Here is a 22952-nt window from a genome sequence, read left to right on the forward strand (position 1 = left end):
CCTCTTTCGCGGCGGGCTGATGACCTGGAGAAGCCGGATCGCAGGCGGTGGCGGCGGTCGTCTCATTCACGCCTCCAGTCCCGCGTTGATGATGTCGTCAAGCGGTCCCATGTGACAGCCCAACTCGGCAAGGGTCTTGCGGATCACCGCGACGTCCTTGCCGATGAAGTCTGCGACCGCGGAGACGAAGGTCGACGCCGACCCCGCGGCGGCTATCCGGCTCAGCGCGCTGCTGGTGCCGCTGCCATGCGGAAGTGCTTGCAACAGAGTCGATTCCGGTATGCCCAGTCGACTGCCCAACTCGATCACCTCGGTGACCAGCCCGATCTGGGCGGCGAACAGCGCATTGTTGATCAGCTTGACCCGCTGACCCGTACCGATCGGCCCGACGTGAAGCACCGGATCGCCGTAGCTGGACAGCAGCGGTTGGACCTGTGCGACTGCCTGGTCGGCGCCGCCGACGAAAAGCGTGACGTGGCCGGCCGAAACATCGTGCGGCCCACCGCTGACGGGTGCGTCGACGACCTCGATGAAGTACCTGTCGGCGCGCGTCGCGATCGCCTCTGCGGTGTCGGGACTGCCGGTGGTGTGGATCACGAGCACCGATCCCGGCTTCATCGCCGCCAGCAGATCACCTTCGAGGCAGATCTTCCGCACCTGCTCATCGGTGAACACGCAGACGACGACGACATCGGCATCCGCGGCCAGCGCGGTGACCGCGGTGACCGGCTGCGCGCCCAAAGCTCGGATGTCAGAACTCTTTTCGGGTGTACGGATCAGCACGCGAACGTCATGGCCCGCGTCTGCGAGGCGCCCGACCATCGGAGCGCCCATGCGCCCCGCCCCGATCAAGCCGACACGGCTCACCGCGGGTGCCCCAGCAATTCCAATGCGGCGTCGGCCGCGTCGAGCACTGCGCCCGGGGTGACGCCGGCTTTCTGGGCGATATCCACCACCAGCCGAACGTCCTTCTGCAGCAGCGCGCCGGCCACTTGAGTGAGCACCTCGAGACTGCCACCCAGCGCGGCGATGCTGCCCAGCGCAGCGCTGTTGGCCGAGCCGCGCGTGAGAACGTCGGTCAGGCTCGCGGCGCTGACACCCAGTGCCTCGCCGAGTTGCAGGGTGGTCTTCGCGTTGGCGAGGTTGGCGGTGAACAACAAGTTGTTGAGCAGCTTGGCCACCTGGCCCGAGCCCAGCGGCCCGAGATAGACGTGACTGCCATACGTGTCGAACACGGGGCGGCACCGCGCAACGACGTCTTCGTCGCCGCCGGCCATCACCAGCAGGCGCTTCTCGGCCACCGCGGGAGCGCCCCCGCTGACCGGCGCATCGATGACCGAAACACCCTTTCTCTCAACCTTTTCCGCGATCCTGCGACAGGTGTCGGGATGGACCGTGCTGTGAATCGCGATCACCGAGCCGTCGCTCATTCCGGCCAGGACGCCGTCGTCTCCGCTCAGTACTTCCTCGACGTCGGCGTCGCCGACCACGCACAGGCAGACCAGGTCGCTGGCCGCTGCCAGCTCTGCCGGTGAGCCGGCGACTTTCGCAGCAGTGTCGGCGTAGGGCTCGAGCGACGCCGGACGGCGTGCCCACAGCGTCGTCTCGAAACCGGCATCGACGATCGCGCGCGCCATCGGTCCGCCCTGGCTGCCCAGCCCGATGAATCCGATCCGCATCAGCTGGCCTCCGGTTGGACGTTCACTTTGCCCGAAACATGCAGTGCAACAGCGCATTCCTCGACAAACGACAGCACACCCAGGTGGTATGCGGCCGCGGTGTGGCCCAGGCTCAGGTTGTGGCCGCTGTCGCGCTGCTCGTTGACCACAACGCGGGGCGCGGAGGTGAACATCGCGGCGACGTCATCGAGGCCGCGAGCGCCGTTCTCCCAGAACGGTTCCTGGTCGGCCAGCGTGAACCGGACCGGAACACGCACCTGCGCTGCCAGAGCGGGGAAGTCGCGATTGGGCCACGTCGCGACCACGGTGCCCTCATAGGGGGGCGACGGTGACTGCACCCCGCCGATGACGTCGTCGGGGTAGAGGTGCGTTGCGTCCCAGAGCAATTCGCGCACACCCCGGCGGATGTCACGGATCTTCGGTCTGTTCAGGACCGCATGAGCGGCGGGCTGGTTGCGCCGACCGGTGCCCGAGGTCTCCAGGCCCAGCACCTTCGGGTCGGCGACCGCCATTCGAACGGTGAGCTCGGAGCCGTTGGAGTGACCGAGTAAGAACAGCCCGGCGCCGCGCGACCGGGTGCCGAGGATGGCATCGACCACGCCATAAGCCAATTCGACGCGGCGATCCGGATCCGTCATGGTCTCGGAGTGCGGCGCCGACGCGCCGAATCCGGGGCGGTCGATCGCGATCGCGGTGAATCCGAGTGCTGCGGCCAGCCGCAGGAAGGACAACCGGGGATGTCCTGGGCAGTCGTAGTACGCCGACGTCGTGGCGCCGCCGTGAATCGCGACGACGGTGGCCCGCGGATCTGGTGCTTCGGCGAGCAGACCGGACATCGGTATGCCGTCGACCTCGACGACGCACGAAGACGGCGCGGGCCAGTTGCTCATGTGTCCGCCCGCAACAGGATTGCGCCGCTGGGAGTGAGCCCGCCGCTGCTGACGACGGCAACCCGTGCGTCTTTCACCTGGCGCTCACCGCCTTCGCCACGCAGTTGGGTGACGGCCTCGTGCACCAACCCCATCCCGTGGGTGCGTCCGTGCGACAGCTGGCCGCCGTGAGTGTTCAACGGCAGCACGCCATCCCGCGCGATGTTGTGTCCACCGTCGAGGAAGTCTTTGGCCTCGCCGATGCCGCAGAATCCCAAGGCCTCGATCCAGGACAGGCAATTGATGGTGAATCCGTCGTACAGCTCGGCGACGTCGACGTCGTCGGGCCGCAACGAGGTCCGGCTCCACATGTGCGCCGCCTGTCCGAGCGACTGCGGTTCATGCGTCAGCGTGCTCTGATCCCAGTCGAGCCGCTCGATGATCTGCGTACCGACGGCTTCGACGAGCACCGGCGGCTTGGCCATGTCGCGGGCGACGTCGACGTGCGACACGATCACCGCGACCGCTCCGTCGCAAGGCACATCGCAGTCGTAGAGGCCGAACGGCGTCGTGATGATCCGCGCGTCCAGATAGTCCTGCATGGTCATCGGTTTGCGGTAGATCGCGGTCGGGTTCAGCGCGGCATTGGCGCGCTGGTTCAACGCAATCCAGCCCAGCGTCTCGCGCGTGGTGCCGTAGCGGTGGAAGTGCCGCTGGGCGTTCTGGGCCAGCGTGTGCGCCGCAGACACCGCCCCGAACGGCAGGAACCAGCTGTCTGCCCGCATCATCGGCGCGATCTTGCCCTGCTTCATCAACTCGCCGTGCGTCGCTTCCCACAGCGTCCGGAAGCACAGCACATGCCGAGCCAACCCGGTGGCCACGGCGAGCATGGCGGCGATCACCGAGCCGCCGGGACCGAACGTCTCGATGCCGCCGTTGTGCCACGTCGGCCGAATACCGAGTGCCGACTCCAGCGCCGTCACTCCGCCTTCACTGAACGGACCGAAGCCGCCGCCGCCCGGATACGTCGACAGTCCGTCGATCTCGTCGAATGTCAGTCCGGCGTCGGCGATTGCGCGTTCGCAGGCCTCGATCGTCAAGGCCAGCGGCGGCCGCATCAGACGCCGGCCGATCTCGGACATCCCGATGCCGGTCAGCGCGACCTTGTCCTCGAATTTGTCCCGGGTCAGCATCGGGCGAACGTGTTCGCCGAACCGCTCCGGGTCGATCTCGTCGACGGCTTGCGGCGCCGGCTCGGCGGGTTGTTCGGCCGCTGGCCGGAACAGCGGCAGGTAGATGTCGTCGTGCTGATCGAAGACCACTTCGACCAGCTGGCCGATCTCGAGTTGGTCGGGGTCGCAGTCGACGATGTTCGTCGTCAGCCGCACGCGCGGGTCTTCGACGATCGCGACCTGAGCCACGACGTAGGGCGCGGTCAGCCCCGGCAGGCTGAACCGGTGGTTGACGGTGAAGCCGGACAGTGTCGCGCGGCCCGAGACGGCCCGCACGCCGCTTTCATGTGATCGGCAGTAGCGGCAGATCGGCGCGGGCGGGTGGATCAGCGCGTTGCATCTCGTGCATTCCTGAAATCGCAATGTGCCGTCAGCACCGGAGCGCCAGAAGAACTCGGTCTCGTCGGTGACGGGGGGCAGGGGACGGCCTAGTGCTTCGGACACATCACGTCCACGGGTTTGATAGTGGCCTCCAGGGACACGGCGTTCTCAGTGATGAGAATCACGTTATCAGGCGGCGCGATCATGAATCCATAGCTGGCCGGCGTGTTTTTTGTACGGTCAGTCTTGTTGGCCCACGGCGGCGAAGTTGACCGTCGCCGTCGCGCCCATTTCGCTGTCGTTGCCGCGGTAGATGTCGACCTGGACGACGACGGATCGCTTGCCGGTCCGCAGAATTCGCGCGACCGCGCGAGCCGGGCCGATCTTGATCGGGCGCAGGTAGCGGATGAACAGGTCGGTGGTCGCAATCGCGTTGCCGAACGGCGTTGCCCGTGCTGCCAACTGGCCGGCCGTGACGTCGGCCATGGTGGCGATCAGCCCGCCCTGCAAGCCGCCGGCGACGTTGGTGACACGTTCGTCCACCGGCATCTCCATCACCACGGTGCCGTCGGACGACGGAACCTCGCACAGGCCGAGCTGGTCGAACAGCTCTCGCAACGAGCGGGGTGCCGTCATCTGCGCCCGCCTCGTGCGATCTCGACGCGCAAATCGTCGCTCAGCGTAGGTTCGCGCGCCGAAATCGCGGAGTTCTCGACGATGATCTCGCACGCCGTCTCGTGGAACGCGCTGATGAGCGTCGAGAAGGAAAGTTCGAACGGGTAGATCATGTGCACATCCAGCGGCTCGGGCGTCCAGTCAGGCAGCACCGGGACGATGCTGCCGTCGCGCAGTTCGTTGGTGCAGATGATCTGGGTGGGCATCGCGCCGATGCCGAGCCCATGCAAGATGTACTGCTTGCACACCTGAAAGTTGTTGGCACGCGCCCGGATTCGCGGTGACAGTTCGCAGCGTCGGTTGTCTTTGGCCAGGATCAGCCTGCGTGGCCCGCAGAACCCGAAGTCGATGAACGGCAGCGCGTTCAGCTGCTCGGGCGCAGTGACCGGCTCGGGCAGTCGACGCACGAAGTCCGCCGACGCGCACAGGAACAGTTCGAGGCTGAACACCTTGCGGGCGATCAGCGTCGAATCCTGCAGCGGTCCGGTCCCGAACACCACGTCGAAACCGTCTTTGACCGGGTCGACCATGGAGTCCACCAGCCGGATGTCCAGCCGCGAGTGCGGATAGCGCTGCAGGAAGGTCGCGCCCACCCGCGATGCGTAGTCGATGCCGACGAAAACCGGTATGGCCACGCGCAATTCGCCTCGCGGCTCGTGCCGGCTGGCTTCGGCCAAGGCACGTACGCCGTTGGCCTCTTCGAGGATCTTCACCGCGTGCGCGTAGACCCGCTCGCCGAGGTCGGTCACGGTCAGTTGATGGGTGTTCTTGCGAAGCAGCTTGATGCCCAAGTCGCACTCGAGCTTGCTCAGCTTGCGGCTCACCGTCGACTTCGGCATGTCCAGCACCGCCGCCGCCTTCGAGACGCTGCGGCATTCCACCACCTTGCCGAACACCAGCAACGCGGCCAAGTCGAAGGTCGGGGCCTGCTTCATGAGAGTTCCAAATATGCAACAGGGTGTTGAAGGTTTGCACCTGTTTCGCTGATTTCTGCGGCTGTAGCGTCGGCCGGAACGGAGGAGGCCGGTGAGAAGGAGAGCCTCATGAGCCAAGACGTCCTGGTGGCCAAGCCGGCAAGCGGGCACTGGACCGACGCATATCCCGAATTGGGCCGCGGCCCCATCTCGCTCGACGACTGCGTGTCCGAGGAGTTCTACGCCAAGGAACGCGAGCATGTCTTCGCCAAAACGTGGCTCTATGTCGGGCGCGTCGAGCGCGTCCCGCGTTCGGGCAGCTACTTCACGCGCGAGCTGAAGTGTCTCAACACGTCGGTGATCGTCGTGCGCGGGAAAGACGGCGTGATCCGCGCTTTCCACAACATCTGTCCGCACCGCGGCAACAAGTTGGTGTGGCGCGACGATCCGTTCGAAGAAGTCCAAGGGCGCGCCCCCGTGCTGTACTGCCGGTTCCACGGGTGGCGCTACAACCTCGACGGGTCGCTGCTGGCCCCGACCCGCAAGGACTTGCTGCTCGACTTCGATCCCGACAGTTGCCGGGTGCCGCCGATCCAGTGCGAGGTGTGGGAAGGCTTCATCTTCGTCAACCTCAACCCGCACAACACCGAGCCGCTGCGCGACTTCCTGGGCCCGCTGGCTTACGGCATCGAGGGCTATCCCTTCGACGGCCCGCACCAGGTATACCGGTTCAAGGCCGAATTGCAGTGCAACTGGAAGATTTTCGTCGACGGTTTCGCCGAGAGCTATCACGGTCCATACCTGCACGCGTCGTCGTTCGGCAACCTCACCGCCGAGGCCAAAGCCGCTCTGGACAAACCCAATCCCTTCACCGATGCGCTGGCCTACCAACTCAAGGGCCCGCACCGAATGTTCTCGTTCGCCGGCGAACCGTCACGCAAGACTCCGTACTCCAAGCCCATCGAATGCGTCATGGAGGCCAGTGCGGCCGGCCCGTGGAACAAGCGCAGCGATCGCGGTCCGATGCCACCCGGGCTCAATCCCACCCGCTCTGAGAAGTACGGGTTCGACTCCTTCCAGTTCTTCCCGAACTTCGTGCTGATCTTCGGGGCGTCCGGGTTCAGCACGCACACGCACTGGCCCACCGGCCCGCATTCGCACATTTTCGAAGTGGAGATGTTCTATCAGCCGCCGAGGACCCACAAGGAGCGGCTGGGACAAGAGCTCACCGTGACTTTTCTCAACGACATCATCCTGGAAGACGCCAGCCCGCTGGAAGGCATGCAGGCGATGCTCAATAGCGGTGTGATCAAGCAGTTTCCGGTCAACGACGAAGAGATCCTGATCCGCCACCTGCACAAGGTGGTCGCCGACTACGTCCGCGACGGCGAGGCCCGCAAAGCCGAGGTGCCATGAATCACTCACTGCCGCAACAGTTCCAGGACCTCGAACACCTGGTGCCCGAGTGGGCCATCGAAGACGGCCACCAGCGCTACGTGAAGCGGGTGAACAGTTCGATGGAACAGATCCGCGCGTTCTACGACGAGGTGTTTCCACACGCCCAGGCTGCGGTGGCGTATCTGGACGAATTCGACTACGACCAGCCGTTAACGCCGGAAGCCGCCAACTTGCGCAACCTGCTGTACTCGCTGATCACTGTGTCGCTGGCCGTGGAGTTGTGGAACCAGCCGCGCGTGCAGCATTCGGCGAACACGATCCTGACGCGATTGAGCTGATGCGGATGGACATCGTCGACTGCACACCGATGATCGGCAGCGAGATCAAGACCGACCTGGACACGCTGCTCTCGGGCCGCGAAGCGGAAACGATCCGCGACACATTGCAACAGCGCGGAGTGGTCTTCTTCCGCGGTCTGCAGATCAGCGACGAGCAGCAGGTCGCGATCGCCACCACATTGGGCGCCATCGTGGCCAACGAAGGCCAAGGCGGCATCTACAAGATCTCACTCGACAAGAACGTGAACGAGCGGGCGCAGTATCTGAAGGGTTCGATGTTCTGGCACTTCGACGGCTCGCTTCAGCCTTACCCGAATCTGGCGACACTGCTGCGGGCCGTCAAACTTTCGGACACCGGTGGACAAACGGAGTTCTGCAACACCTACGCCGCGTACGAGGAGCTACCCCAAGCCGACAAGGATGCGATCGCCGACCTCCGGGTGGTCCACAGCGCCGAACGCTCGCAGTACTACGTGAACCCGGAGATGAGCTACGAGGAAGTCGTGTTCTGGCAGAAGTCGCCGACGAAGTCCTGCCCTCTGGTGTGGACCCACCGGTCCGGGCGAAAGTCGTTGCTGCTGGGCGCGACCGCGGACTATGTGATCGGGTTGCCGGTGGAGCAAAGTCGTGCGCTGCTCGCACGCTTGCGTGACTGGGCCACTCAGCCCCGGTACGTGTACCGCCACGAGTGGCAGGTGGGCGATCTGCTGATCTGGGACAACACCGGCACCATGCACCGGGCGCTGCCGTATGCCGCCGACAGCGGCCGGCTCATGCACCGCACGGTGCTGGCGGGAGAAGAGCCGCTGCAGTGAAACTGGGACTCACGACGCCCGTCGTCACCAATGTCGGCGGCGCTGCGCTGACGTGGGAGAAAACCGCGACGATCGACGACATCGGCCGCGTCGCAGAGGCTGCCGACCGGCTCGGCTACCACCATCTGACCTGCAGCGAGCACATCGGCGTGCCGTCCAGTGAGGCGCCGCGGCGCGGCGCGCGGTACTGGGACCCACTGGCTACGTTCGGCTATGTCGCGGCGCGGACCCGGCAGATCCGGCTCGCCACCATGACGCTGGTGCTGGGCTACCATCACCCGCTGGCGATCGTAAAGCGTTACGGCACACTGGACCACGTCAGCAGGGGTCGGGTGATCCTCGGCGTCGGAGTCGGCACGCTGAAGGAGGAGTTCGACTTGCTCGGCGCACCGTTCGAGGACCGCGGTGCTCGCGCCGACGACGCATTGAAAGCACTTCGGGCGGCGCTGCCGAGTAACGAGCCCGCTTACTCTGGGGACTACTACGAGTTCAGCGGCCTCACGGTCGACCCCTGCGCGCTGCAGCCGCACATGCCCATCTGGATCGGCGGTCGCACCCGCCGGTCGCTACGACGGGCGGTCACCCTCGCCGACGGGTGGTGCCCGTTCAACGTCTCCGTCGCCACGGCTGCCGAATGGCTGAAATACTATGACCTTCCAACAGGTTTCGACGTCGTGCTGCCGGCGGATCGACCGCTCGACCCGGTGGGGCAGCCGGAGTCGACGAGACGAACACTTCAGACGATGGCCGCCGCCGGCGTGACAACCGTGTCTGCGCGGTTCGTCCACCACTCGCTCGAGCATTACCTCGAGCAGGTGCACGCGCTGGCCGAACTGCAACCCTAGAGCTGCGGGCCGATCGACGCGAGGAAGTCCTGCGTGCGCTGCCGCGACGCCGTGCGCGTGGCCGCGTCGGCACCAAGCGGGACGACACGGGCGGCAAGATCGGTGACGCCGGCATCGCGGTAGCGCCGCAACCGGGAAAGGATCGCGTTCTCGTCGCCCGCGGCCATCGTGTCGCCGACGTCTTCGGCGTCGCCGTGCTCGAGGAGCCGGACATAGTTCGGTGAGATCTCGGCGTGGCCGAGCACCTCGTTGGCATGGCCACGGGCAGCGTCGATCTCGTCGTCCCCGCACAACACCACCGGAACACAGGCGACGATCCGCGGGTCTGGCCGCCCGGCGCTGGCCGCCGCGGCGGTGATGCGGGGAGCCACGTGATGTTCGACGGCGCGTTCGTCGGCCATCCACAGGATGGTGCCGCCGGTGTGTGCGCCGGCGATGCGCAGCATCGTAGGACCAAGTGCCGCAAGCAGAATCGGCATCGTGGTCGATTTGGTGACGTCCATCGGGCTGTGCACGCGGAAGGTCGTGTTCTCGACGTCGACGCGGCCGGGTTGTCTGAACGCCGCGTCGAGCACCTGAAGGTAGTCGCGAACCAACGCGGCAGGGCGGTCATAGGTCAGGCCGAGCTGGTCGGCGACGATCCAGTGGTGTGACGGCCCGAGGCCGAGGGTGAACCGGCCGCGGCAGGCCATCTGCGTGGTGAGGGCCTGCTGCGCCATCGGAATCGGGTGGCGGGTCTGCACGGGCACGACCGCGGTCCCGATCTCGACGTGGCCAGTGGATTGTCCGAGTAGGGCAGCGGCAGTCATCGCGTCGAGGTAACCGGGGACCTGGGGAATCCAGAACGATGCGAAGCTTGCTGCTTCGGCCGCCTGCCCGTCGGCGATCAGTCCGGTCAGCCGCTCGTGGCGTGGGCGCTCCTTGTCGGAGCCGATCATCAGGCCGAGGCGCACGTCGACTCCTGTTCACGGTACATAGCGACCCCATTCGTACGGCACCACGACCTGAAACGGCGCGGCGAGAAGAGGCTCGAGATCATCTCTGCACCAACGCTTTTCGAGTACGGGCCGGAGGCGCTGTGCGGTCTGGACCGGCTCGTCGTCGAGAAAGCAGTATGAGATCTGCTGGCCGGGCTCCGCGCTGCTGAAACCGCGGACGTCTTCGCCCACCCCGGTCCAGATTCCGGCGACGCCCTCGACGTCGAGTAGCTCTGACGCCTGGGCGGAGCCCCGTTCGAGGAGCAGGTACACGCCGCGGGCCGGCCACCACGGCAACACGTCGGCACCAATTTTGATTCGGCTCGCGGCGACCTTCGCGGTGACACCATAGACCGCGCGTTGCACCGGTGGAAGCAGCGGGAGCTTGCGGCCAGCCGCACCCAGGGCAATCGACAAGTCGTTGAAGCGTTGCAGCCCACTGACATCAGTGAAGAAGTACGTCATCACGTGGTCGATCGCGTCGAAGCGACCGGGGCTGGCCGCCCTGGCCGCACGGCATTCCGGCGTCGACACGACGCGCAAGGACGCGCGCACGGCGGACAGCCGGTGTTGTTCGGGCCGATGGTCCAACGTGTGCCAACGCAGATACTCCGCATCGCTGCCGTCGGGATGGCGGGTCGCCATGGACACGAACAGCGTGCCGATGTCGCCTCGGCCGGCGTCGAGAACTCCGGCCACCTGATCGGAGGGCGTGCCAGGTAACATCATCAGCCGCGACTTCCTGCCGAGTTCGGTTCGGACAGTTGAAGTTCAGGATGGCGGGCTCCGATCATCCGGCGGAAGCCGTCCCGCCAGTGCACAGACGTGCGGCCGAGCACCTGGTGCATGTAGGTGACGTCGGGCCACAGCGGTGGGTGCGCGTCGGGGGTGTACTCGAACATCGGCTCGACGCCGACGAGCTCACCCATGTAGGTGCAGTACTCCTCGACACTGACGGTCTCGCTGCCGGCCCAATTGACGACGAGCGGAGGAGTCGAGGCAACCTCCATGGCGCGGATGCCCAGCCGCACGTAGTCGTCTTCATAGATCGGGTTGTAGTTATTGGGCTTGTCCGGATGCAGCCGGATCGGCTTGCGCGCCAACATCATTTCCAAGCGGTCGGCGGGGGCACCACCTTCGGGCCCGTACGTCGAGCAGATCCGGATGATCGTCAACGGAATACCGAAATGCTCAGCGACCCAAATGCATACGGACTCAGCAGCAACTTTGGAGAAGCTGTAGTTCGCGCGCAGCGGCACACCCGGCGGGTCGGCCTCCGTCAGCGGTCGCCGGCCCTGATAGCCGTAGACCGACCCGGTGGAACAGAACACGAAACCCTTGGCCGCACGGCAATGATGCAAAAGCTGACCCGAGTTGTGGGCGTTGGTTTTTACGCAGGTCGGCCAGTCGCCGGTGCCGGTGTCAACCGCAGCATGGAAGACGTAGGTGAAGTCGCCGGGCAGCATCGAGAAGTCGCCGGCGGACATATCGAGCACAATGGGTCTGATCCCGGCGCCGGCGAGCTTTTCGCGGTCGGCCGGACTGCGCAGCCGAGCCGCGCCCCAGACTTCGTTGTCCGGCGCTAGCGCCCGCGCGATGGGGAACGCGATCTTGCCGGTGGCTCCGGTGATGAGAATTTTTTCTCCGTCGAGCACCTGACACCCTTCCTGTCGCGGCAACTCTCCGCAGCCTATAAAGTACTTGATACCTAGCGCCACGGATCGGCGAGGAGTGCCGTGCGACTGACCTTGGATGCCGAACTGGAGGCCTTCCGGGCACGATTCGTCGCCTTCCTCGACGAGCATCTTCCGCCGGAGGCGGCCACCTGGGAGCGGTCGCGGTCGAGCTCTCACGTCCCGGAGTGGGCGAGGCGGTGGCAACGGGCACAATTCGAGCACGGCTGGCTGTTGCCCGGAAATCCCCCGGAATTCGGTGGGCGCAATGCCGACATCCTGCAGCAGTACGTGCATCGCGACGAGCTGTCGCGGCGGCGGATCTATCACTGCTACAACCCGCAAGGCGTGGGCATCATCGCGGCGTCGTTGCTGTCGTTCGGCACCGAAGAACAGAAGCGCAGGTGGGCGGTGCCGATCCTGCGTGGCGACATGACCGCATCGCTGGGGATGAGTGAGCCCGGCGCCGGCTCTGATCTGGCCGGGCTGCGGACACAGGCGGTGCTGCGTACCGACGCCGGCGGGCGACACTTCGTGGTCAATGGGCAGAAACTGTGGACCTCCGGGGCGCACGACGCCGACGTGCTGCTCACGTTCGTACGCACGGATCCTGCCGCCGCGAAGCATAAAGGCCTGAGCGCCTTATTGATTCGCACCGACAGCCCAGGGGTGGTGTGCCGGCCGATCCCCGCGGTGTACGACCGGGACCAGCTGGACTTCAACGAGGTGTTCTTCACTGACGTGCGGGTGCCCGCCGAGAACCTTGTCGGTCCGCTCAATGGCGGCTGGAAGGTGGCCAACGGGTCGCTGGGCCATGAACGCACGCTCATGTGGACGAACTTCGCCAGCCACCTGCGCGACCTTCTCGACGACTTTCCCCTCGAGACCGCCGTCGACCGCGACCGTTTCGCAACGGCGGCCATCGACTATCAGGCGCTGCGGCTGCTGGGTTCCGCGGCGCTGGCGCGGGCGGCGCGAGGCAATCCCGACATGGCCGCCATCTCGGTGCTCAAACTGCTCGGTTCGAGGGGGCGCAAAACGTGGCGAGGCATGCGCTCGACGCCGCGGGCGGCGACAGGCTCGCCGATCCGGCGATGACCGCGCTGTACAACCCGTACGGTTCGGATCACGCCACCGCAAGCTGGTTCGCGCGCTACGCGGCGAGCTATGCGGGCACGATCGCAGGTGGCACATCGGAGATTCAGCGCAACATCATCGCGCAGCAGGTCCTCCGGTTGCCCCGATCCTGAGCCGTCCCGGTCTCAGCGGATGAATCCCCATTCCGCTTCGTTCTCTTCGGTTTTCAGCCCCGGTTCGTCGTGTGCATCGGCCTCCGATGGCGGTCCGTCCGGCGGCCGGTGCTCGCCGATGGTGAGGATGGCGTGCACCGGACAGTCCATAATCGCGCGCATGACCGCGTCGTGGTCTTCATCCAGCACGCTGCCGTCGCCGATCAGCGACGCGTAACCCCAGTCGTCGAGCGAGAAATAGCCGGGTGCATGTTTCGCGCAGACGCCGAAACCGTCGCACACCGTCCGATCGAGACGGATCTTCATCTGCTGGTCACCGCCTCCACCTCGTAGGGCCGCAGCGCATCGAACACGCCGGCACGGCATGCGGCGCAATCGTTTTCCAGGTGGCGGCTGACCACCTGCGGGAACTGCACAAGCAGGCTGGCGGCAACGTTGCAGGCCGCGTCCAGCGTGGCGCAGGCGCCTCGACCCCGTAGCACCACGGACCAGCGCTCGAGGCGCGTCAGATCCTCGGAGGTGGCGACGCCGTCACGGAGAGCCGACGTGACGGCCGACATCGCGGCGGTGCCGTTGAAGCACGACCCACATTGGCCGGCGTTCTCCCGGTCGAAATAGGCCATCACCGACGCCGCCACGGCTACCGGGCACTCGCTGGTGATCAGCGAGATCGCGCCGCACCCCAATCCGCTGCCGAGCCGCCGCAGCGTCTCATGATCCAGCGTCGCGTCGAGGATCTCGCGGTTCAGCATGCCGGCGAAGTAGCCGCCCATCAGCACGCCGCGCAGTTCGCCGGCCGAAACATCATGCCATGCAAGAACTTCCGAGAACGGCAGGCCGTGCGGTAGCTCGTAGAGAGCAGGCGCGCGGCCCGCGCCGGTGATCGTCGCCAAGAAAGTGCCTGGCGACGCCGATGTGCCCGCCGCGCGGAACGCGTCTGCGCCGTGCCGGTGCACGAACGGCAGGACCGCAAGAGTTTCGACGTTGCTCACCAGCGTGGGCTCTCCCGCGACGCCCTCCTGGAACGGGCGTGGCGGCTTGTCCGTGGGCTTGGCCGGCCCGCCATTGATCGCGCGCACCGCCGCGGTTTCCTCACCGGCGACATACCCGGGGGCCACGGTGACCACGGTGATCGGCAGCTCGATCAGCCCGGCCGTCTCCAACTCGCTCACCGCGGCGTCGACAACCGACGCCGCCGACGCGTCCGACACGTAGACGTAGGCGCAATGGGCACCCACCATCTGGGCGGCCAGGCGCAGTCCGTCGAGCATGAGATGCGGCCGGTGCCGCAGCAGCCACCGGTCCTTGATAGACGCCGGCTCGCCCTCCTCTCCGTTGGCGACCACCACTGTTCCTGTGCCGCTGCGCCGGGCGTCGCGCACGGCCCGCACCTTGACGGCCAACGGAAACGCGGCACCGCCGCGGCCCAGCACACCGCTTCGGTCGGCTTCCTCGAGCAATTGCGCCGCATCGGAAAGCGACTGGTAGCCGCCGGCCTCGCGATACGTGTGCAGGTCCTCGATTCCCGGCTGCACCCGCAGTAAGCGCGGTGAGCAGCCGGGCCACACAGCTACCGCGAGATCTGTTGACAGCGCTGTGGTTTTCATGACGCCGATAGTCCTGCCGATAGGCTGGCGACCATGAGAACCGCAGTGGTGCGCGTCCAGGTCGACCCGGCCGGTGCGCTCACTCCTGCACAGTTAACCCATGGCATGACGACGCTCCGTGAACTCGCCGGCGGCGTGGGCGCCGAGGTAGTGGCCAACAACCTCGCGGCGATGCCGGCCGGTCGCCGTGAAGTGGAGCTGCTGATGGGCGGCCCCGATGCCGACGAGCTGACGCGGACCGCGATTGCGTTGTGTCGCAAGGCCTTTGGCATCGAGCCGGTGGCCGGAGTGCTGACCTACGTGAGCAGGGGAACGGACGACGACGCGCACGGGGTGCTCGCCGGGTTCGGGCTCAGCGGGGACATCACCCGGGTGCCCGGCGAGGAAGGCTGGGATGTTGTGTACGTAACGTTGCGCAGGGCCGATCTTGCCCGGGTGCCGGAAAGCCGCATCCACACGGCGCTCGAAGCGTCGCTGAACTGCGAGGTCCACATCCGCGTGATCTGAGGCGGCAGACGCGCGGCGAGTGCGCGGTTTCGTACGCGAAACGCCGGTGCGCACGTCAGGAAACGCACACTCGGTGACCGCTCGGTGTGCCATCAGCGGTCCCCCAAAAACTCCAGGATCGCCGGAGCGGCCTGCACCCAGGTGTCGAACATGTTGAAGCGCTTGACCTTTCCCTGCGCACGGGCCTCGGCCGCCCGCTCCCAGGCATCCTCTGGCCAGGGCGGGTCGATCAGCGTGGATCCCTTGATCAGGCAGCTGATCTCCAGGGAGGTGCGTTTGGGGTGGTCCCAGTCGTTCTCGCCGCCGCGGATGATCAGCGTCGGCACCCTGATGTTGTCGAACATCTCGTCCTCGACGCCGGGGATCGTCTGCCCCGGCTTCGGCACGAACGCGTTGAGCCAGCGCAGCATCACCTTGAGGAACTGATCGGCGTCGAGCGACAGGATGCGTTCCTCGTTGACGGGGTTCTCCGCGATGCGCTCTTTCCACTCGGCCACCTGCAGAAGGCCTTTCATGCCGAGACCGCGGACCGCGAGGATGCTGGGCACGATGTAGTACGAGCCGAGCACGAACGAGCCGTACACCCCGCCGACGATGTTCCACACCACCAGCTTGGTGACGATCTCCGGGTACAGCATCGTCGTCAGCATGGAATCCCGGGCGCCCCCCGAACCGCCGGCCAGGATGCACGGCCCGATGTCGAGACCGGTGATCAGCGCGTGCAGCGTCTCGGCCCGCATGTGCGATTCGCTCTGGCCGTAGAACTGGACGTCGGACTTTCCGCAGTTGGGCCGGTCCCACAACAGCACCCGATATCCGCCCTTGACCAGTTCGTCGGCCAGAGGCCGCAGCCCGTCGATGTCCTTGCTGTAGCGGCCGCCCGGGGTCAGAGCGATGAATTCGCCTGTCTTTCCAAGGGTCTCGTAGACGACGTTGCCGCCGTTGATCTCGATGCTGTTCTCCGTCATGCCTGCACCAGCACTTCGTTGCCGACCACCCGCACCGGATACGTCCGGATGCTCCATTCGGGCTTGACGGCCGTGGTTCCGGTCGCCAGCTCGAAACCCCACTGGTGCCATGGGCAGTAGATGTATTCCAGGTCGCGCACCATCACCGCGTCACCGGGTACGGACTCGTCGACTACTGTGCGACCGCGAAGCCTGCCTGCACACAGCGGGCCGCCCTCGTGCGGGCAATAGTTTGCGATCGCGTAGAACGTGCCGTTGATGTTGTAGACACCGACACCGTGACGTCCGATCGGCACCAATTTGTGTGTCCCAGGCGGGATTTCGTCGACAGTCGCAACGACGTGCTCTCGCCCCTGCGCGAGGCGCCGGGGTTTGGTCTCGTCTGCCAATTCAGAACACCCGCACCTGGCCCTCGAGGGCCGGAACCGTCTCGGGAAGGTGGTACGTCGCAATCCCGTTGCGGAACATAACCGCTTCCCGGGCATGCTCGGGAAGATGCTTGACCAGCCAGCGCGGGTCATCGAAGGTCCAGTGCGGGTAGTCCGACGAGTACAGCAGTATCTTTTCGCACTCCATCCACTCCAGCGCCCGGGTCAGCTCGGTCTTGTCCTCCGGATAGTCCAGCGGCTGGGTGGTGAACTTGATGTGGTCCTTGACGTATTCGGATGGCTTGCGCTTGATGTCCATCCAGGACTTGCGGGCCTCGTAGATCGCGTCCATCCGCCACATCAGCGGCAGGATCCAGGTGTAGGCGTGCTCCACCAGGACAATTCGCAGCGTCGGGAACCGGTCGAAGACACCGTCGAAGATCAGGCTCATGACCTGGTTCGCCGCCAGCAGGGAGTAGGTGACCATGAAGTCGTGGTTGTAGCTGGGCATGCCCACCGGAGGCATCGGCAGTTCTTCGTGATGGCTGCGCGACAAGTGGCAACTGACCGTGATGTCGTGCTTGGTGGCCGCGGCCCACAGCGGGTCATACTTCGGGTGTCCCCATGACGGACGCGGCTCGGCTTTGATCAGGATCTGCGCCATGTAGGGATGCCCGGCCCAGCGCTCGATCTCCCGGGCGGCTGCTTCGGGTTCTTCGATCGCGACGCAGATGGATCCGCGCCACCGCTCGTGCCAGTTGTTGTGAGCATCGAGCCAATGGTTGGCCTGCCAGTCGTTGAGTGCGCTCGACATTGCGGTGTTGGCTTCGGGGATCCGCGCGGAGTATGCGGCAGGCTCCAGCACGGCGATGTCGGCTCCGGCCTCCATGATCAGCTGCTTGAACGCGAGATCCGGGTCGCTGCCGGGAAATTCGCCGTCGGGCGGGAAGGTGTCCACCCGCATGGCGTAGGCGTGCGCGTAGTCGGGTGCGTCGTAGTAGATGAGCTCACCGACCCGGCGGGTGAGGAAGTACTTGCTGCGCCACGGCTCGGGGATGTAGTTGACCAGATCGCCGCGGCGGGGGACCGGATGGACGTCGGAGTCGACGCACCGCACAGCGATGCGCTCGGCCGCCGGCTTGCGCTCTGTCGTCGTGACCGTCATCGCGTCTCCCTTGATTGCGAAGCTCTACCTCTACTGTGCGCCGAGACGGGCGCCGACGTCTATTCCGTACAGACTCGCGGCGTTGCGCCAGCACAACTTGTCGCGCTGCTCGACGGTGTAGCTGCTGGGCACCGTCAGCTCGCCGAAGTGCCAGTGCGGATAGCTCGAGCCGAACATCACCATGTCCTCTTTGCCGGTGAAGGCGAACCACTCGCCGGCGAACTCGGTGTCACCGGGCCCGTCGAGACTGCCCTGGACGAAGTACACGTGGCCGGGCAGATAATCGCTCGGCATCTGCGGTGCCCACGGCGTCTGCTCGAGATGCGGCCTGCCGAAGCAGTCCATGCGCCAGATGAATGGCGTCAGCATGTCTGCGGCGCCGTCGGCCCACACGAACTTCAGCTGCGGCATTCGCTCGAACACACCCTCGGCGATCATGTTCATCAGGTGGTACAGGTAGTTCAGCGCCATGAACCCGAGGTACTGCTCGTAGGTGCGGGTGTTGCCCGACGGCGTCGGTGCGGCAGCAACCCCCGAACCCACCTCGATGTGAACGGCCACAGGAAGATTCGCGTCGACCGCGGCTTCCCAGAGCGGCCAGAACTGAGGCTTGCCGTATAGCTCGCGCGACTGCAGCGGGATCCCGATCTGCACGACGCGGGGATGGTCCTTGTACCGGGCGATCTCCCGCAGTGCACCGGCGATGTCGTCCGGATTGACGCGGATGGTGCCGCGGAAGCGGTCGCCGAACTCGCTGTGCTCCAGCCAGCGCGACACCAGCATTTCGTTGTGCGCTGCCGCGATCGCCGTACCGAGGTGGCGGTCGGGCATGATGCCCCGGGTCATCGGGTGCAGGACCGCGACGTCCACATGGCGGTCAGCGAAGAGGTGCTCGGCGACCACGTCGGGCTCAGAGCCTGGGTACTGACCGTTCGGGCCCTTCGTGCCTTTCGCGTATTCGCCACCCGGAGCGCCGTACCAATCCATCTCGTAGTCGGGAAAGCCGCGACTGCGGTACGGCTCCCGCAGAAAGCCCCGCAGATCCGAGTTCGAGCGGCAGAAGATGTGCACGCTCGCGTCGATCAGCGGGGTGCGGTTGCCGTCGCGGTGTTCAATCACGAGATCTCGTCCTTAGTGGCGCCGGCCGGCGGCCCAAGCCTTACCTGCTAGCGAACCTAATCATTATTTCGGCACACTACACTTCACGTTCACAGTGTAAAGCTGAATTCTTCGGCGGCAAGAATTCGGTTCTCGGGCCGGATGACCGGAACGCGGGATCTGCGGGCGGACCGACGTGGTCGACGCGAGCGGCGCGCTGGTAAGTGGGCGAGACGCTTAGGAGATTGGCCCTTTCACTCCTGAGAATGATATTCTCGCCGCGAAGTCGACCCGGCCTGAGGAGACGCCGAATGCTTCTGGAGTTCGACGCCGACCAAAAGCTATGGCAAGACACTGTGCGCAACGCCGTGGCCAAGCAGTGTCCGCCGGCACTCGTGCGCAGCGTCGCCGAGCAGGGGACCGATCCGACTCAGGTGTGGAAGGCGTACGTCGACGCCGGCTGGACCGAGATGAACGATCCGGAAAACGCAGTCGAATTGGCAATCGTTGTCGAGGAGCTGGGCCGCGCCACCGACCCGACGCCGTTCTTGGCGACGATGACGCAGTTCGCGCCCCTGGCCGGCGACCGTTTCGACCCCCACCAGTCGGGCGCGGCGGTGTTTGCGGGAGTGACCGCCCACCGCGACGCCGACGGCTGGGTGCTGAACGGCACCGCGCGCCACGTACTCGACGGCGACCGCGCCGACCGAGTGGCGGTGGTGACCGCTGCCGGCGTGTTCCTCGTCAACAAGGGCGACGTGACGGCGCGGCGCACGCCGGTGTTCGACCCGGTGCTGCATGTCGCCGATCTCGTCTTCGCCGGGCTTCGGGTGCCCGAGAACGCCCGCGTCGGTGACGCCGATGTCGAGCGGTCACGTCACGTCGCACTCACCGGGATGGCGATGACGATGGTGGGCGCGTGTCAGCGCATCCTCGACCTGGTCCTAGTCCACGTACGGGACCGTCATCAATTCGGGGTGCCCATCGGCTCCTTTCAGGCCATGCAACACAAGTGCGCCGACATGCACGTCGCGATCGAACGTGCCCGGGCGCTGGCCTATTTCGCTGCGCTGACGATCGCGGCCGACGATCCGCGGCGTCGGCTCGCGGCGGCAATGGCGAAGGCATCCGCCGGCGAGTGTCAGTCACTGGTGTTCCGGCAAGGCTTGCAGTCGTTCGGTGCGATGGGTTTCACATGGGAGAACGATCTGCAGTTCGCGCTCAAGCGGGCCAAGGCTGGCGAGCTGATGCTCGGCGGCGCAGCCGAGCACCGAGCGACGATCGCCGAGGAGTACCGTGCAGCTGACTTTTGATCCCGACGTCGAGGAGTTCCGCGCCGAGTTCCGCGCCTTCCTCGACGAGCATTTGCCTTCTGAGGCAGAGACATTGGAGCGGCCGCGGTCGGTATCGCACATGCCGCAGTGGGCGCGCCGCTGGCAGCGGCTGCTGTTCGACAACGGCTGGCTGCTGCCCGGGCAACCGCCCGAGTTCGGTGGCCGCAACGCCACGGTGCTGCAGCAGTATGTGCATCTGGAGGAGCTGTGCCGGCGGCGGATCTACCACAGCTTCAACCCGCAGGGTGTGAATATCATTGCGGCATCGCTGATTACGTTTGGCACCGACGAGCAGAAGCATCGCTGGGCGGTGCCCATACTGCGAGCCGAGATCACCGCGTCACTGGGTATGAGCGAGCCGAGTGCGGGCTCGGACCTGGCCTCGCTGCGAACTCGTGCTGAATTCACTTCGGACGCCGACGGCGATTTTTTCGTTGTCAACGGCCAGAAGGTGTGGACGTCGGGCGCCCACGACGCCGACGTGCTGCTCACATTCGTCCGCACCGACCCGAATGCGCCCAAGCACAAGGGAATCAGCGCGTTGATGATCCCCACCGACACGCCCGGCGTGGTGCGCCGGCCGTTCGCGTCGATCTGCGGCCAGGACGACCTCGACTTCAACGAAGTCTTCTTCACCGACGCCCGCGTTCCCGCCGAGAATCTGGTCGGTCCACTCAACGAGGGCTGGCGGGTGGCCAACGGATCGCTGGGCCACGAGCGCACGATGATGTGGCTCGGGTTCGCGGACCGCCTCAACAACGCGATGACCGATTTCCATCCGAGGACGGCGCTGGAGCGCGACCAGTACGCCACGATGGTGATGGACTACACCGCCCTTCGGTTGCTGGGCTCTGCGGCGCTGGCGCGCGCGGCCCGCGGCGAACAGGACACGGCGTCGGTGTCGGTGCTCAAGCTGCTCGGCTCGGAGGCCGAACAGCGCGGCTTCGAGCATGCGCTTGCCGCAGCTGGATCCGACGGGCTGACCCATCCCGCGCTGACGGGGCCGTATGCGCCGATGAACCTCGACCACTACTTTGCGAGCTGGTTCGAGCGCTACGCCCGCAGCTTCGGCGGCACGATCGCCGGCGGCACGTCGGAAATTCAGCGCAACATCATCGCGCAGCAGGTCCTCGGGCTGCCGCGACGATAGGCGGCCGACTGCCTACTTGGCCCAGTCCTCGCCGAACGCCCCGTGCCCGGGCCAGTCGCCACCGGAGAACGTGGTCGCCTTGACCTGCGGGGCTGCCCTGGCGATCGAGGGCGTGGTGGCCGGAAGCGGTGAGGTGATGGTGCTGTCGCCGTTGGCGACCATGTGCAAGGCGCCGATTCCAGCCGAGCCGGTTTGGACCGTCGCGACGCCCATCGCCGCCAGCGCAGCGGCGGCTGCAACGAGTGCGATCCTTTTCCATTGCGTGGACATCATCGACTTTCGACGGTAGTCGACGCAGACGGCGCTGACTCGAAACCTCAGGCACCCGTACGGTGATTCACAGCTTTCGGCGCGCAAAGCGAAGCTCAGCGTCGCTTGCGCGCCGAACTCACACGATGACGGCCGCTTCCTTGCGTTCGGTGATGGGACGGGCCAATTCTTGCTCGTCGCAGATCCGCTGCAGCTTGTCCAGCGTTTCGTCCAGGCCGGGACCCAGCCTGCGGCCGGGAGTGAAGGTGGCCGGCAGATGGCGCATGCCTTGGATCACGCCGATGGTGTCGTAGTGCACGGTTCCCTCCTGATCGCACTGGTAGTCCGGCATCCGGTCGAGCACCGCGGTGAGCATCGCCTTGAACACGGTGCGCGCCACGTTGGAGCCGGCGCAGCGGTGCACCCCGATGCCAAAGCTGAAGTGCCGGTTGCCTTTTCGGTCCATGTGAATCTCATTGGGTTCAGGGAACACCGCGGGGTCGCGGTTGGCCATCGCCCACGAAATCCACAACCGCTCGCCTTCTTTGAAGTGGGTGCCCTCGACCTCGACATCGGCCGAGAACGTGCGGCCGTCGCCAGGCGCCGGCGTGAAGTAGCGCAGGAACTCCTCAGTCGCCATATCCAGCAAGCGGTCTCGTTCGCGGGACAACAGCTCGCGCTGATCCGGGTGCTGCGACAACCATTCCAGGGAGTGCGCGGTCAGCGCGGTGGTGGTGTCGAAGCCGCCGCCGATGAGCAGGCCCAGCATGCCCATGATCTCGAGATCCGGTGCCGGCTCGCCGTCGATGCGCATGTTGACGAGCGCGTTCACCAAGCCCGGCCTCGGGTTCTCACGGATCTCCATCATGGTGGTCAGCAGATCCAGCCCCATCTCACGGTGCATGGCGACCACACGGTCGATGTCCGGGGAGTCCTCGGGGGTGTACACCGCAGCGTGGGTGGGCTCGCTGTAGATGGCCCACTTCTTGAGCGGAATGCCCATCATCGCCAGCGTGAGCACCGCGGGCACGATGTTGGCCAGATCGTCGACGAAGTCGATGCGGCCCTCTTCGATCTTCTCGTCGATGCTGGCGCGCACGATCTCGTCGATGAACGGCTCCCACCGCTTGACCGCAGCCGGCGACAGATACGGGTTCAGCACTGTTCGGTAGAGGCGGTGCTCCGGATCGTCCATCTCCAACATGCCGCCGCGAATGCCGTTGACACGCTTGGCATAGGGGATCGCGATGCCTTTGTACGGCGTCTGACCGGTGACGTCGTGATGATTGGAGACGGCCGGACAGCGAGCCAGCTCGAAGACTTCCTTGCTGCCCGCGGCCACCCAATGCCCGCCATAGGTGTCCGACCAGGCCACCGGGCACTTCTGGTGCATCTCCTCGGTGATCTTCTCGAACTGCAGCCGGTAGTCCGGGGTGTGACGGTCGAAGTGATAGCGGGGCTGCCTGCGTTCGCTATCGCTATCGCTTCCGCTCTCGATGTCGACGCTCACGCGTTGTCTC

The 22952-nt window shown here is 65.8% G+C and carries 24 protein-coding genes and 1 pseudogene; 8 read left to right on the forward strand and 17 right to left on the reverse strand.

Features of this window, described 5'->3' with window-relative positions; translation table 11 throughout:
• Positions 1-66 precede the first annotated feature (66 nt).
• The 6 genes from AC5Y4N_RS13935 to AC5Y4N_RS13960 form a co-directional block, all read right to left on the reverse strand.
• Positions 67-867, reverse strand: a complete 801-nt coding sequence (locus tag AC5Y4N_RS13935) for an NAD(P)-dependent oxidoreductase (protein WP_499909005.1) — start codon at positions 865-867, stop codon at positions 67-69.
• Entirely contained in the window at positions 864-1679 is an 816-nt protein-coding gene (locus tag AC5Y4N_RS13940; protein ID WP_499909003.1) for an NAD(P)-dependent oxidoreductase, read from the reverse strand. Before AC5Y4N_RS13940 ends, AC5Y4N_RS13935 begins: the two co-directional genes overlap by 4 nt.
• Positions 1679-2569, reverse strand: a complete 891-nt coding sequence (locus AC5Y4N_RS13945; protein ID WP_499909001.1) for an alpha/beta fold hydrolase — start codon at positions 2567-2569, stop codon at positions 1679-1681. Before AC5Y4N_RS13945 ends, AC5Y4N_RS13940 begins: the two co-directional genes overlap by 1 nt.
• The gene (locus tag AC5Y4N_RS13950; protein WP_499908999.1) at positions 2566-4224 is read right to left on the reverse strand and encodes a thiolase C-terminal domain-containing protein; all 1659 of its coding nucleotides are present in this window, start codon (positions 4222-4224) and stop codon (positions 2566-2568) included. The genes AC5Y4N_RS13945 and AC5Y4N_RS13950 overlap by 4 nt, the downstream gene beginning before the upstream one ends.
• A gap of 117 nt (positions 4225-4341) precedes the next feature.
• Entirely contained in the window at positions 4342-4737 is a 396-nt protein-coding gene (locus AC5Y4N_RS13955) for a PaaI family thioesterase (RefSeq protein ID WP_499908996.1), read from the reverse strand.
• Positions 4734-5711, reverse strand: coding sequence for a LysR family transcriptional regulator (locus AC5Y4N_RS13960; RefSeq protein WP_499908994.1), 978 nt, complete (start codon positions 5709-5711; stop codon positions 4734-4736). The genes AC5Y4N_RS13955 and AC5Y4N_RS13960 overlap by 4 nt, the downstream gene beginning before the upstream one ends.
• Positions 5712-5819: 108 nt before the next feature.
• On the opposite strand from AC5Y4N_RS13960, the gene AC5Y4N_RS13965 reads away from it, so the two are divergent.
• Genes AC5Y4N_RS13965 through AC5Y4N_RS13980 form a run of 4 tightly spaced genes read left to right on the forward strand, consistent with a single transcriptional unit; the run spans position 5820 to position 9086 of the window.
• Positions 5820-7106, forward strand: coding sequence for an aromatic ring-hydroxylating oxygenase subunit alpha (locus tag AC5Y4N_RS13965; protein ID WP_499908992.1), 1287 nt, complete (start codon positions 5820-5822; stop codon positions 7104-7106).
• Entirely contained in the window at positions 7103-7426 is a 324-nt protein-coding gene (locus AC5Y4N_RS13970; RefSeq protein WP_499908990.1) for a hypothetical protein, read from the forward strand. The genes AC5Y4N_RS13965 and AC5Y4N_RS13970 overlap by 4 nt, the downstream gene beginning before the upstream one ends.
• Positions 7426-8241, forward strand: coding sequence for a TauD/TfdA dioxygenase family protein (locus tag AC5Y4N_RS13975; protein ID WP_499908988.1), 816 nt, complete (start codon positions 7426-7428; stop codon positions 8239-8241). The genes AC5Y4N_RS13970 and AC5Y4N_RS13975 overlap by 1 nt, the downstream gene beginning before the upstream one ends.
• Positions 8238-9086: a TIGR03619 family F420-dependent LLM class oxidoreductase gene (locus AC5Y4N_RS13980; RefSeq protein WP_499908986.1), complete on the forward strand. Its 849-nt coding sequence runs from the start codon at positions 8238-8240 to the stop codon at positions 9084-9086. The genes AC5Y4N_RS13975 and AC5Y4N_RS13980 overlap by 4 nt, the downstream gene beginning before the upstream one ends.
• Here the strand turns inward: AC5Y4N_RS13980 and AC5Y4N_RS13985 are convergent.
• From AC5Y4N_RS13985 to AC5Y4N_RS13995, 3 genes are read right to left on the reverse strand one after another with little or no spacing between them, the layout of a single operon-like run.
• A complete protein-coding gene (locus AC5Y4N_RS13985) occupies positions 9083-10039 on the reverse strand; it encodes a TIGR03564 family F420-dependent LLM class oxidoreductase (protein WP_499908984.1) in 957 nt (318 codons plus the stop codon). The genes AC5Y4N_RS13980 and AC5Y4N_RS13985 overlap by 4 nt on opposite strands.
• Before the next feature lie 12 nt (positions 10040-10051).
• Entirely contained in the window at positions 10052-10792 is a 741-nt protein-coding gene (locus AC5Y4N_RS13990; RefSeq protein WP_499908982.1) for a hypothetical protein, read from the reverse strand.
• Positions 10792-11718 carry an NAD-dependent epimerase/dehydratase family protein gene (locus tag AC5Y4N_RS13995; protein ID WP_499909320.1) on the reverse strand — a complete coding sequence of 309 codons (927 nt, stop codon included), beginning with the start codon at positions 11716-11718 and terminating at the stop codon, positions 10792-10794. Before AC5Y4N_RS13995 ends, AC5Y4N_RS13990 begins: the two co-directional genes overlap by 1 nt.
• Before the next feature lie 81 nt (positions 11719-11799).
• On the opposite strand from AC5Y4N_RS13995, the pseudogene AC5Y4N_RS14000 reads away from it, so the two are divergent.
• A pseudogene (locus tag AC5Y4N_RS14000) lies at positions 11800-12986 on the forward strand (acyl-CoA dehydrogenase family protein).
• A 12-nt stretch (positions 12987-12998) separates the two neighbouring features.
• Here the strand turns inward: AC5Y4N_RS14000 and AC5Y4N_RS14005 are convergent.
• Entirely contained in the window at positions 12999-13292 is a 294-nt protein-coding gene (locus AC5Y4N_RS14005) for a ferredoxin (protein ID WP_499908980.1), read from the reverse strand.
• Positions 13289-14593, reverse strand: coding sequence for an NADH-ubiquinone oxidoreductase-F iron-sulfur binding region domain-containing protein (locus tag AC5Y4N_RS14010; RefSeq protein ID WP_499908978.1), 1305 nt, complete (start codon positions 14591-14593; stop codon positions 13289-13291). Before AC5Y4N_RS14010 ends, AC5Y4N_RS14005 begins: the two co-directional genes overlap by 4 nt.
• 33 nt (positions 14594-14626) lie before the next feature.
• Between AC5Y4N_RS14010 and AC5Y4N_RS14015 the strand changes: the two genes are divergently transcribed.
• The gene (locus AC5Y4N_RS14015) at positions 14627-15100 is read left to right on the forward strand and encodes a hypothetical protein (protein WP_499908976.1); all 474 of its coding nucleotides are present in this window, start codon (positions 14627-14629) and stop codon (positions 15098-15100) included.
• Positions 15101-15192: 92 nt separating this feature from the next.
• On the opposite strand, the gene AC5Y4N_RS14020 is transcribed toward AC5Y4N_RS14015, so the two are convergent.
• Genes AC5Y4N_RS14020 through AC5Y4N_RS14035 form a run of 4 tightly spaced genes read right to left on the reverse strand, consistent with a single transcriptional unit; the run spans position 15193 to position 18720 of the window.
• Positions 15193-16068 carry an alpha/beta fold hydrolase gene (locus tag AC5Y4N_RS14020; protein WP_499908974.1) on the reverse strand — a complete coding sequence of 292 codons (876 nt, stop codon included), beginning with the start codon at positions 16066-16068 and terminating at the stop codon, positions 15193-15195.
• Positions 16065-16457, reverse strand: coding sequence for a Rieske (2Fe-2S) protein (locus AC5Y4N_RS14025; RefSeq protein ID WP_499908972.1), 393 nt, complete (start codon positions 16455-16457; stop codon positions 16065-16067). The genes AC5Y4N_RS14020 and AC5Y4N_RS14025 overlap by 4 nt, the downstream gene beginning before the upstream one ends.
• Before the next feature lies 1 nt (position 16458).
• On the reverse strand, positions 16459-17601 hold the full coding sequence (locus tag AC5Y4N_RS14030; RefSeq protein WP_499908970.1) for an amidohydrolase family protein: 1143 nt from the start codon (positions 17599-17601) through the stop codon (positions 16459-16461).
• A 30-nt stretch (positions 17602-17631) separates the two neighbouring features.
• The gene (locus AC5Y4N_RS14035; protein ID WP_499908969.1) at positions 17632-18720 is read right to left on the reverse strand and encodes an amidohydrolase family protein; all 1089 of its coding nucleotides are present in this window, start codon (positions 18718-18720) and stop codon (positions 17632-17634) included.
• A 290-nt stretch (positions 18721-19010) separates the two neighbouring features.
• On the opposite strand from AC5Y4N_RS14035, the gene AC5Y4N_RS14040 reads away from it, so the two are divergent.
• Both AC5Y4N_RS14040 and AC5Y4N_RS14045 read left to right on the forward strand, forming a co-directional pair.
• Positions 19011-20012, forward strand: a complete 1002-nt coding sequence (locus AC5Y4N_RS14040) for an acyl-CoA dehydrogenase family protein (protein ID WP_499908968.1) — start codon at positions 19011-19013, stop codon at positions 20010-20012.
• The gene (locus tag AC5Y4N_RS14045; RefSeq protein WP_499908967.1) at positions 19996-21183 is read left to right on the forward strand and encodes an acyl-CoA dehydrogenase family protein; all 1188 of its coding nucleotides are present in this window, start codon (positions 19996-19998) and stop codon (positions 21181-21183) included. The genes AC5Y4N_RS14040 and AC5Y4N_RS14045 overlap by 17 nt, the downstream gene beginning before the upstream one ends.
• A gap of 12 nt (positions 21184-21195) precedes the next feature.
• Here AC5Y4N_RS14045 and AC5Y4N_RS14050 read toward each other — a convergent pair whose 3' ends face one another.
• Positions 21196-21456, reverse strand: coding sequence for a hypothetical protein (locus AC5Y4N_RS14050; protein ID WP_499908965.1), 261 nt, complete (start codon positions 21454-21456; stop codon positions 21196-21198).
• A 115-nt stretch (positions 21457-21571) separates the two neighbouring features.
• Complete coding sequence (locus AC5Y4N_RS14055; protein ID WP_499908963.1) at positions 21572-22942, reverse strand: cytochrome P450; 1371 nt, start codon at positions 22940-22942, stop codon at positions 21572-21574.
• Between the last annotated feature and the right edge of the window lie 10 nt (positions 22943-22952).

This window comes from Mycobacterium sp. NGS19, from assembly GCF_059813155.1.